The following is a 9,306-nucleotide window of genomic DNA, read 5'->3' as shown; positions in this document are numbered from 1 at the left end:
GCGCGTTCACGGGGGTGGCCTCCGTCTTATTCGTCGGCGGTGATCCGGGGCCCCCGGCGGCCGCCCGGCGGGGGGGCGGCCGGGCGGGGCCGTTTCAGGCGGCGTCCGGCGCCGCGTCCCGGTAGGGGATCGCAGGCTGCGGGATCCGCCGCAGTGAGGTCACGTCGAGGGCCACCGCCGCGGAGGCCGTGCCCAGGGTGCCGCCCGGATGCCAGGTGCCGGTCACCCGCACCCAGGTGTCGGCGTCCGGGGCCTTCACTCCGTACATCCGAATCGTCAGGGACTGCGAGTCGGCCGCGCAGCAGGAGACCAGGAGCCGGGCCAGGTCCCAGGTGCCGTTCTTGCCGGGTGTGACAAACCCTTCCATGACCACGGTGCGGCCCTCGAGGCTCTGCCTCTCGTCCTGCTGGGCCCGGGCGATGAACTCGGTCAGCGACAGCGGCACCGGCCCCTGGGCGGGCAGCCGCTCGAAGCGTTCGTACTCCTCGACCACCTTGGGGCTGTCGCGCGCGGCCGTGTACGCGCCCAGGGCCGGAGGCGCGAAGAACAGCATCGCGAGCGCCGGCGGGAGCAACAGCCAGGCGACGCGGGGGCCATGGGAGTGATCGTGCCCGTGCGCGTGCGACGTGTCACCGTCGTGACCGAGCTCGTCGTCGTCCTCGTCGAGGTGGTCCATCCGGGCGAACGGGACGCCGTCGCGCCACGCGGCGACCAGTCCCAGGCCGACGAGGACGAGACCGGCGCCGACGAGGAAGGGCTGCAGTCCTTCCTTCACGTAACGCAGGCTGATGTCGCTGAACAGGGAGACCCGCAGGACTCCGGCCCCGGTCAGCAGGAGCAGTACGGACTGAAGGTGGCGTTTCACAGCAGCCACCACCCGGTCAGGGCACTGCACGCGACGGCGACCACCGCGGTCGCCGTCGAGAAACGCAGGGCGAAGGACCGGCCGAAGGTTCCGGCCTGCAGGGCGATCAGTTTGAGGTCTACCATCGGCCCGACCACCATGAACGCCAGGCGGGCCGTGGGCGAGAAGCCGGTCAGCGAGGCGGCGACGAACGCGTCCGCCTCGGAGCAGATGGCGAGCACGATGGCGAGCGCGGCGAGGAAGAGGACCGACATCCAGGGTGAGCCGGAGAAGGTGTCCAGGACCGAGCGCGGCACGGTGACGTTGAACGTGGCCGCCGCCATGGCACCGACCACCAGGAACCCGCCGGCGTGCAGGAAGTCGTGCTGGAAGCCCAGCTGGAACTCCTCCCACCGGCTGCGCCCGGCCCGGTGGCCCGTGTGCCGGGCCGGCATCCGGAGCCATTCGGCGCGTCCGAGCTTCAGCCACAGCCAGCCCATCGCGGCGGACGTGGCGAGGGATGCGAGGAGCCGGGCGGCGACCATCTCCGGGCTGCCGGGGAAGGCCACGGCGGTGGAGGCGAGCACGATGGGGTTGACGGCGGGCGCGGAGAGGAGGAACGCGAACGCGGCAGCGGGTGTGACGCCGCGCCTGATCAGACTCCCCGCGACCGGTACCGAGGCGCACTCGCAGCCCGGCAGGACGATCCCGGCCGCGCTCGCCACCGGGACCGCGAGCGCGGGATTGCGGGGCAGAGCCTTGCTGAACACATGCGCGGGTACGAACGCGTTGACGGCCCCGGAGATCAGCGTGCCCAGCAGAAGGAACGGCAGGGCCTGGACGGTGATCGCCACACAGATCGTCTGCCACGCCAGGAAACCGGGGTGCGACAGCGCGTCGGCGGCCCCCGCCAACCAGGCGAGCGTGAGGAGGAGGACAACGGCGAACGCGCCCGCGACGAGCACGGCCATGGAGGTGCGGCCGTCACGGGTGACGTGGGTCGGCGGCCGGGTGGTGTCAACCCTCGGGGCTTCCACCAGTCCTTCCGGGTTGTTCACTTCAGCTCCGGTCTTCGGTGAGAAGTCCTCACGATAGCCGGAAGATCTGAGGCTCATCCGGCACGCTGCCGGGAGAGCGGCCGACGGGAGCCGGAGCCGGTCGGACGAGTGGGCAGTGTCCGTCAGCGTGTCGCCGAGACCTGGGGCATCGGCCGGTCGGACGTGTAGTAGGCCACCGCGGAGGCCAAGACCTCGTCGACGGTCAGAACAGGTCCAGCGGTATGGGCGGTGGGGACTCCGTGCGCGTTCATGGCGCGGAGCATCCGCCGCCACTCGGCCGCGGACACCTCGCCGTCACCGTCGGCGTCCGCGATGGTGATGGCCGCTTCGACCCAGGGCAGGACGATGTAGGCGAAGCCTTCCGGATTGTCGAGCAGACTGGCGGTTGCCGCCCGGACGAACTCCTCCTTCGTGAGGGAGCCGTCGCGGTCGACGTCCGCGGCATCGGCCAGCCCCTGCCAGAAGCGCTCCGCCCCGTCCACGAGGGCCCTGCCGCTCGCCGTGTGCTCCGACTCGTCGAACTCGGCGAGGACGACGCCGGCCATCTCCCGGAAGTCGTGCACGCTCACCGCTCCGTCGCGGTCGCGGTCGAACGAGGCGAACCGGGATGCGATCTTCTCCTGGTACTCCCTCAGGCCCATGCGCGTGCGTCCCTTCATCGATTGGGGGTGGGGCGATCCGGACCGGCCGGTACCTCACGCCTACCCGCCGCGCGGCCGAGGCGATCGGTTCATGTGCTCCAGGCGCCCGAATGGCGGCCCGGCCTTGAAGACGGCCCGGATGGGAGCCGGTGGCGCTGGGACGGCGGGGCGGGAGTGACGGTCAGGTGTGCACGATGCTGTTGTGACCGTCGTGGTCGTCGGCCTGCTCCTCGTCGAACCAGTAGTCGCCGTGGGCCAGATAGCGGAACCCGTACCGCCGCTCGCTGGGCAGGGCGATCGTCACTGCGCGGGTGCCGTCTCCGCGCGCGACGAACGGGTGGGTGCCGGGCTGCCAGTCGTTGAAGTCGCCGACGACGCTGACATGACCACAAGGCTGTTCTGCGGGGATGATGAAAGTGATCTCGGTGCTCTTCCGGCGCCGGGTGCGCTCCAGCATGGCGAAACCTTTCGTCTGGATCGGATCAGCATCCTCATCTCCCCGCGCTCCGGCCGCGTTCCGGCTGCCGACGGGGCGGTCCGTCGCTCATTCGGCCCAGCGCGGTGGCGTCGGTGGCCCCTGTGACGAGAGGGGTCACCGACCCATCCCGGACGGCGAAGCGGGGCGGGCGACGCCGGCGCTAGCCGGTAGGGCGCCCGCCGCCGGCCGGCCTCGTTCCGATGACGACGGTGGCGTTCAGTTCGTCGGAAGTGACCACCCGCGGGATCAGTCCGCTGCGGGCGACGTTTTCGACGGTCGCCGGCGCCTGGCGCCCGCTCGACTCGATCAGCAGGTGGCCACCCGGCGCAAGCCACTGCGGCGCCGCCGCGGTCACCCGCCGTTGTACGTCAAGGCCGTCCGCGCCGCCGTCGAGCGCGATTCTCGGCTCGTGTACGCGGGCTTCAGGCGGCAGCAGCCCGATCGCCCCGGTGGGTACGTAAGGGGCGTTGGCGACCAGGACATCGACGCGGCCCCGCAGCGCGGCGGGGAGCGGCTGGTACAGGTCGCCCTCGTACACCAGGCCACCGGATGGGGCGACATTGCGGCGAGCACACCGCACCGCGGCGGGCTCGATGTCCACGGCGTGCAACTCGACCCGGCCGAGGTCCGCGGCCAACGCGGCGCCGACCGCGCCGGAGCCGCAGCACAGGTCGACGACGACCGCTTCCGGCCGGGCCCGACGGGAACGTCCGTCCCGGGCCAGGGCCGCAGCCTGGCGGACGAGGAACTCGGTGCGACGACGGGGGACGAAGACGCCGGGGTCCACGGCTATCCGCAGCCCGCAGAACTCGGCCCAGCCGAGGACGTGTTCGAGAGGCAGGCCTATGGCGCGCCGGTCCACCATGGCGGCGAGGTCGGCGGGTGTGCGTGCCGTGGAGATGAGCAACCGCGCCTCGTCCTCGGCGAACACACAGCCGGCGGCACGAAGCCGGGTGACGATCACGGACCGGCGGAGCGGTGACGGGGAAAGCGACATGGGAACCTTTCGGGATGCCGAAGGGCGCCCTCCCGGTCACCTACATCGAGGAGCCGCACGGCCGTGAGATGAGAGCACCCAGCCTGACACAGCGGTAATGGGTCTCACCTCCTCGGTCGTTCACTGCACGAGACAGCAACACTACATGCACGCCCGGCTGCCGCGCCCTCCCATCGTGCCGGGGTAGCTTCGGCAGACGACAGCACGCACCCCGAAGAGAGCCCCATGACCGCGCAGTTCCCCGAACGCGAAGCGCCCGGCGCGGGCAGCATCCCCGTCCTGGACGAGCGGGTCACGCACTGCCGGGCCTGCCCCCGCCTGGTGGCCTGGCGGGAGCTCACCGGTCGAGAGGGAAGACAGGCGTACCGGGGATGGGACTACTGGGCGCGGCCGGTGCCCGGTTTCGGTCCTGCGGACGCCGCCATGATGGTGGTCGGTCTGGCTCCGGCCGCACACGGCGGAAACCGCACCGGGCGGATGTTCACCGGCGACCGGTCGGGCGACGTGCTCTTCGCGGCACTGTACGAAGTCGGCCTGGCCAGTCAGCCGGAGGCGACGCACCGGGACGACGGCTTGCGTCTGCGCGGCGTACGCGTCACCGCTCCGGTGCACTGCGCGCCGCCCGCCAACAAGCCGACGCCGGCCGAGCGGGACACCTGCCGGCCCTGGCTGGTGCGGGAACTCCAGTTGCTGCGCCCCACCATGCGGTCGCTCGTGGTGCTGGGCGCGTTCGGCTGGCAGGCGACGCTGCCCGCTCTGGCGGAGGCGGGCTGGATCGTGCCGCGGCCCCGGCCGGCCTTCGCGCATGGGGCCCACGTCCCCCTGACGGCCACCGACGGCGGCCCGGACCTGCACGTTTTCGGGTGCTACCACGTCAGCCAGCGCAACACGTTCACCGGACGGCTGACGCCCGCCATGCTGACCGGGGTCCTCACGGCGGCGGCTCGCGCGGCGGGGCTCGGGAACTTCGGCTGTACGGGCGACTGACCGCACCGTCGGCCCAACAGGACGCGCCGGTAGGGCGAAGGGTGGCCATCCTGAGCCAAACCCTTCGAGGAAAGGCCAGCCATGCTGGAGCGTAGCCGGGGCAAGAAGCACACCGAGATCACTTTCGTCATCCCCGCGGACCGGCCCTGCGGCCACGTCAGCGTCGTGGGCGATTTCAACGACTGGCAGCCGGGCGCCCACCCCTTCGTCGAACAGGGCGACGGCTCGCGCTCCGTCACCCTCGCGCTCCCCAGCGAACAGCGCTACGGCTTCCGCTACCTCGCTCACGGCGACTACTGGTTCAACGACGACCACGCCGACGAGCAGGACGGTCACAACAGCGTCATCCACACCTGACCGAGGGCCTCCGGGCCCGTCCCGGTGGCCTCCCGTATTCCCGGTGCCGGAGGCCACGCACCGATGAGAGTGGTTGGAGGGCAACTGCACGGGTGCCGGGAGGCTGGTCTGCCTCGAACCGACGCGGTCCGGCGGCGTCAGCTGCTGTCACAGAGAGGGAGGGTCTTCCGATGGATCGCACGCGCAGCCGACCGGGCACCGCTGCCTCCCGAACCGCGGCGGTCGGTTCGTCCCAGGCACGCGCAGGCCTGGAGCCCATGAGCCGGAGGCTGTGGCGGCAAGTCGCGCTCCTGGCCGCACGAGTGGGCCGGCAGGTGTACGCCATGGGCCTCACGTGCGTCTCGGCCGCGGCCGAGCGGCTGGCTCCGGCGATCCGCCGATGCACACGGCGCTCACGTCAGTCACGACATGCACCTCCCGGTGCCTGTCCTTGCGCCTCCCGGCGCCGGGCGCGGGGCAGAAAGCGGCGCGGCGGCAGTCACTGCAACGAGGGATGAGGCGGCGCCGAACCCCCCGGGGGTTCCGCGCCCTCGCGCCGCCCGGCGCGGGCGCGTTGCTGTTGCCTGACGTATTTCTCCGCCTCCAGGGCGGCCTCGCGTGCGGTTCGCTGGCCCAGGAGGACGCACAGCGTGTAGGCCGCGTCTTCGAAATGGCTGCGATTCTCGCCGTGCGTCGGATCGGCGAGCATACGGCGCTCCAGATCTCGATACCGGGTGAGGAGACTGCCTATCAGGTCGTGGTCCGGCAACAGCATGTAACTCCTCCTCGCGTGAGGGGGCTCCTGCCTGCTTCAGCTGCCCATTCTCCGCCTCGGAGCAGAAGTTCTCCACCCAGAGCCCGACACCCCCCAGCGCCCAGAGCCAAAGCCCCCAGCCGGAGCCGAGAGCCGGAGCCCTGAGCCGCCCCCGCCGGGGCCCGGGGGCGGGTTTCGTTTCGGCGTACGACTCCTGGGCACCCGCGTCGAGGCGCCGAACGCGCTTCGATTCCGATGCGTGACGGAGGCACATCATGCGCGCACTGACATGGCACGGTCGGCGGGACGTCCGTGTGGACACCGTGCCCGATCCGCAACTGAAGGACCCCACGGACGTCATCGTCCGCATCACGTCGACCGGCATCTGCGGATCGGATCTGCATCTGTACGAGGTTCTGGGCCCGTTTCTCGATGCCGGGGACATCCTCGGTCATGAGCCCATGGGCGTCGTCCAGGAGGTGGGGGAGGGCGTGACGGCGCTGACCCCCGGCGACCGGGTCGTCGTGCCGTTCAATGTCTCGTGCGGCAACTGCTTCATGTGCGACCAGGGTCTGCACTCCCAGTGCGAAACCACGCAGGTACGTAAACGGGGCATGGGCGCCGCCCTGTTCGGCTACACCAAGTTGTACGGCCAAGTGCCCGGCGGCCAGGCGGAGTATCTGCGGGTGCCCTTCGGCAACAGCCTGCCGATCAAGGTGCCGGACGGCCCGCCTGACGAACGCTTCGTCTACCTCTGATCTTGGCCAGTGCTCCGCCCTTCAGGGCGGGGGTGAAGGCCGTCCTTGGCCCGGAGGCGCGGAGCGCCGGAGTGCTCTGCGTCTTCGGGGTGGCGGTCAGACGGGACGCTGCTGGTTTTCGATGTACTGCTTGACGACGGTCAGGGGTGCCCCGCCGCATGATCCTGCGAAGTAGGAGCCGGACCAGAAGTGTCCGCCCCACAGGTACCGGCGGACGTGGCTGTCGTACTCCTGGCGGAGCCTGCGGGAGCTGACGCCCTTGAGGGAGTTGACCAGCTTGGAGAGCTGGACTTTGGGCGGGTAGTGCACGAGCAGGTGGACGTGGTCCTGTTCGCCGTTGAATTGTTTCAGCTCCGCCTCGAAGTCGGCGCAGACCTCCCGCGTGATCTCTTCGGTGCGGGTCAGCATGGTGTCGGTGAACGCATTCCGCCGGTACTTCGTGACAAAAACCAAATGAACGTGCAGGTGGTGGACGACGTGACGTCCGGTGCGTATCTCGGGATTAGGATTCCAGCGCGGTGACATAAACCAATGCTATGCTCTCGGTCGTGAGTCAAGACACCCTGGTCAAACGGCAGTTCGGGCACCGTGCCCGTCTTTCACTGTCTCCTGCCGGGGTTCGCGCGGCGGATGGTCAGGCGCACGCGGCCCGCACCATGTGGAATCTTCTGCACGCGTGGTGGCGGATGATGCCGAAGGAAATGCGGACTCATCCGAACGCGGACGCCGCGATCCGCCAGGCCCGCGAGGACATCGACTTTCTTGCTGTCCTTCCCGCGCAGGCCGCGCAAGCGGTGTTGAAGACGTACTTCCGGGCGTGGAAGAACTGCTGGGAGGGCCGCGCCGACGCCCCGAACTTCAAGGGCCGGTTGCGCACGGTGATGTCCGTGGACATCCCGCAGGGCCGGGACCTGAACATCACCCGCGTGCACCGCCGCTGGGGCATGGTCAACATTCCCAAGGTGGGCCGGGTCCGCTTCCGGTGGACCAAAGACCTTCCGGTCGGCACGCGTGCAGGCGCGGAGAACCGGATCACCGGGGCACGACTGATCAAGGACGCGCTCGGCTGGCACATCGCCTTGCGTGTTCAGGCCTTGGCGGTCAAGCCCGATCCCCACCAGGGGCCGGATGTCGGCATCGACGTGGGAGTCACCGTGCCCATAGCCCTCTCGGACGGCGAAACGTACGAGCACGGCGAATGGCTGACCGGCAAGGAGAAGGCCAGGCTTGTGCACCTGGAGCAGCGCGCCGCGCAGCGTAAGCAGCACCGCAAGCCCGGCGAGCGCACCAGCCGCCGGCTGCACCGCACCTACGACCAGATCGCAGGACTCCGCGCGAAAGCCAAGCGCCGGGCCCTGGACTGGCAGCACCGGACGACCACCGTCATCGCCCGCACATACGGCACCGTCGTGGTCGAAGCGCTCAGCATCACGAACATGGTCAAGTCGGCCAGGGGAACCATCGAGGAACCGGGGAAGAACGTTGCCCAGAAGTCTGGGCTGAACCGCTCCATCAGCGGGGAGGCATGGGGCCGGACGGTCACCATGCTGACGTACAAGACCGCCCAGCTCGGCGGCACCCTGCACAAAGTCCCTGCCCCCGGCACCTCCAGGCGCTGCTCAGCGTGCGGCTTCACCACGCCCGGCAACCGGGAGAGCCAGGCCGTGTTCGTGTGCAAGAACCCGGACTGCGGCTGGTCGGGCAACGCCGACCACAACGCAGCCCGGAACGTCTTGCACCTGTACCGGATGGGCCACGCGCTCATCCCGGCTGCCGGGAGGGCAGTCGTCAGGCGCGCGAAGCGCGTCAAGCCCGCTGCCGCGAGGTAAGCAGGAATCTCCCGGCCTTCAGCCGGGAGAGCACTTCAAGGAAACCGGACCGCCAACGCGTCGTCGACCCTGACGTCGCTGAGCACGGGAACCACCAACTGCACCCCCAGGACCGACCTCTCCTCCTACTGGACGCCCACCCTCTACCAGAACGGAGTGCCCGTGGCCCCCGAACGGGTCACGGTCTACTACCAGGGCATCACCGACCACACCCACGCCGTCGCGCACCCGCGCGGCCTGCAGTATGTCGTCGGGAACGCCCTGGCCACGAGCCCGGACGACAATCCGGCCGCGCGCTGGTCGTGTGTGGGCCGGCCCGAGTCCGGCCGCGACTTCATCACCTGCCCGGCCGGAACGAAACTGGAGAACTATCTGGACTTCCCGACCTGCTGGGACGGTGTCCGCCCGGACAGCCCCAACCATCGCGATCACATGACCTATGCCGCAGGACAGACCTGCCTGGCCAGTCACCCGGTGCCGGTGCCGCGGCTGGAATTGCTGATCACCTGGCCGGTGAACGGCGGCGGTCTCAGAGGGTCCTACGTTGTTGTGTGGGTTGGACGGGCCAGTCGTAAGGTCCAGAGATCCAGAGACACTGGGTATGGCTTTCAGAGGGTTGCCGTC

At 69.9% G+C, this 9,306-nt stretch carries 11 protein-coding genes and 1 pseudogene; 5 read left to right on the top strand and 7 right to left on the bottom strand.

Features of this window, described 5'->3' with window-relative positions; translation table 11 throughout:
• Window positions 1–94: 94 nt before the first annotated feature.
• The 5 genes from AB0M62_RS34475 to AB0M62_RS34455 form a co-directional block, all read right to left on the bottom strand.
• Complete coding sequence (locus AB0M62_RS34475; RefSeq protein WP_366078274.1) at window positions 95–865, bottom strand: TIGR03943 family protein; 771 nt, start codon at window positions 863–865, stop codon at window positions 95–97.
• Window positions 862–1,902 carry a permease gene (locus tag AB0M62_RS34470; RefSeq protein WP_366078273.1) on the bottom strand — a complete coding sequence of 347 codons (1,041 nt, stop codon included), beginning with the start codon at window positions 1,900–1,902 and terminating at the stop codon, window positions 862–864. Before AB0M62_RS34470 ends, AB0M62_RS34475 begins: the two co-directional genes overlap by 4 nt.
• Window positions 1,903–2,024: 122 nt before the next feature.
• Window positions 2,025–2,561: an EF-hand domain-containing protein gene (locus AB0M62_RS34465; RefSeq protein ID WP_366078272.1), complete on the bottom strand. Its 537-nt coding sequence runs from the start codon at window positions 2,559–2,561 to the stop codon at window positions 2,025–2,027.
• A 163-nt stretch (window positions 2,562–2,724) separates the two neighbouring features.
• On the bottom strand, window positions 2,725–3,000 hold the full coding sequence (locus AB0M62_RS34460; RefSeq protein ID WP_366078271.1) for an isoamylase early set domain-containing protein: 276 nt from the start codon (window positions 2,998–3,000) through the stop codon (window positions 2,725–2,727).
• A 181-nt stretch (window positions 3,001–3,181) separates the two neighbouring features.
• Complete coding sequence (locus tag AB0M62_RS34455; RefSeq protein WP_366078270.1) at window positions 3,182–4,018, bottom strand: putative protein N(5)-glutamine methyltransferase; 837 nt, start codon at window positions 4,016–4,018, stop codon at window positions 3,182–3,184.
• A gap of 225 nt (window positions 4,019–4,243) precedes the next feature.
• Here AB0M62_RS34455 and AB0M62_RS34450 point away from each other — a divergent pair, with 225 nt between their 5' ends.
• Together AB0M62_RS34450 and AB0M62_RS34445 are read left to right on the top strand one after the other, a co-directional pair.
• A complete protein-coding gene (locus AB0M62_RS34450; protein ID WP_366078269.1) occupies window positions 4,244–5,005 on the top strand; it encodes a uracil-DNA glycosylase in 762 nt (253 codons plus the stop codon).
• A gap of 81 nt (window positions 5,006–5,086) precedes the next feature.
• Window positions 5,087–5,362: an isoamylase early set domain-containing protein gene (locus AB0M62_RS34445; protein WP_366078268.1), complete on the top strand. Its 276-nt coding sequence runs from the start codon at window positions 5,087–5,089 to the stop codon at window positions 5,360–5,362.
• Window positions 5,363–5,840: 478 nt separating this feature from the next.
• Here the strand turns inward: AB0M62_RS34445 and AB0M62_RS34440 are convergent, their stop codons facing one another.
• Window positions 5,841–6,116 (bottom strand): DUF5133 domain-containing protein, encoded by a 276-nt coding sequence (locus tag AB0M62_RS34440; RefSeq protein ID WP_366078267.1) that lies wholly within the window; start codon window positions 6,114–6,116, stop codon window positions 5,841–5,843.
• Between the two features lie 254 nt (window positions 6,117–6,370).
• On the opposite strand from AB0M62_RS34440, the pseudogene AB0M62_RS34435 reads away from it, so the two are divergent.
• Window positions 6,371–6,850, top strand: a pseudogene (locus AB0M62_RS34435) (alcohol dehydrogenase catalytic domain-containing protein); the annotation flags it as partial.
• A gap of 99 nt (window positions 6,851–6,949) precedes the next feature.
• Here the strand turns inward: AB0M62_RS34435 and tnpA are convergent.
• Window positions 6,950–7,378 carry an IS200/IS605 family transposase gene (gene tnpA, locus AB0M62_RS34430; protein WP_366078266.1) on the bottom strand — a complete coding sequence of 143 codons (429 nt, stop codon included), beginning with the start codon at window positions 7,376–7,378 and terminating at the stop codon, window positions 6,950–6,952.
• 23 nt (window positions 7,379–7,401) lie between these two features.
• Here tnpA and AB0M62_RS34425 point away from each other — a divergent pair, with 23 nt between their 5' ends.
• Both AB0M62_RS34425 and AB0M62_RS34420 read left to right on the top strand, forming a co-directional pair.
• On the top strand, window positions 7,402–8,682 hold the full coding sequence (locus AB0M62_RS34425; protein ID WP_366078265.1) for a transposase: 1,281 nt from the start codon (window positions 7,402–7,404) through the stop codon (window positions 8,680–8,682).
• Window positions 8,683–8,688: 6 nt separating this feature from the next.
• On the top strand, window positions 8,689–9,306 hold a 618-nt coding region (locus tag AB0M62_RS34420; protein ID WP_366078275.1), incomplete at its 3' end, for a DUF1996 domain-containing protein.

The organism is Streptomyces sp. NPDC051219 (assembly GCF_040682335.1).
Lineage (GTDB): Bacteria > Actinomycetota > Actinomycetes > Streptomycetales > Streptomycetaceae > Streptomyces.
Note: the sequence above shows the minus strand (reverse complement) of the source record. Positions and strands in the feature narration are given on the sequence as shown.

Excerpts from the sequence above, each read along its gene's own strand:
- AB0M62_RS34465 (WP_366078272.1), bottom strand. The coding sequence starts at position 2,561 with ATGAAGGGACGCACGCGCATGGGCCTGAGGGAGTACCAGGAGAAGATC.
- AB0M62_RS34460 (WP_366078271.1), bottom strand. The coding sequence starts at position 3,000 with ATGCTGGAGCGCACCCGGCGCCGGAAGAGCACCGAGATCACTTTCATC.
- AB0M62_RS34455 (WP_366078270.1), bottom strand. The coding sequence starts at position 4,018 with ATGTCGCTTTCCCCGTCACCGCTCCGCCGGTCCGTGATCGTCACCCGG.
- AB0M62_RS34450 (WP_366078269.1), top strand. The coding sequence starts at position 4,244 with ATGACCGCGCAGTTCCCCGAACGCGAAGCGCCCGGCGCGGGCAGCATC.
- AB0M62_RS34445 (WP_366078268.1), top strand. The coding sequence starts at position 5,087 with ATGCTGGAGCGTAGCCGGGGCAAGAAGCACACCGAGATCACTTTCGTC.
- AB0M62_RS34440 (WP_366078267.1), bottom strand. The coding sequence starts at position 6,116 with ATGCTGTTGCCGGACCACGACCTGATAGGCAGTCTCCTCACCCGGTAT.
- tnpA (WP_366078266.1), bottom strand. The coding sequence starts at position 7,378 with ATGTCACCGCGCTGGAATCCTAATCCCGAGATACGCACCGGACGTCAC.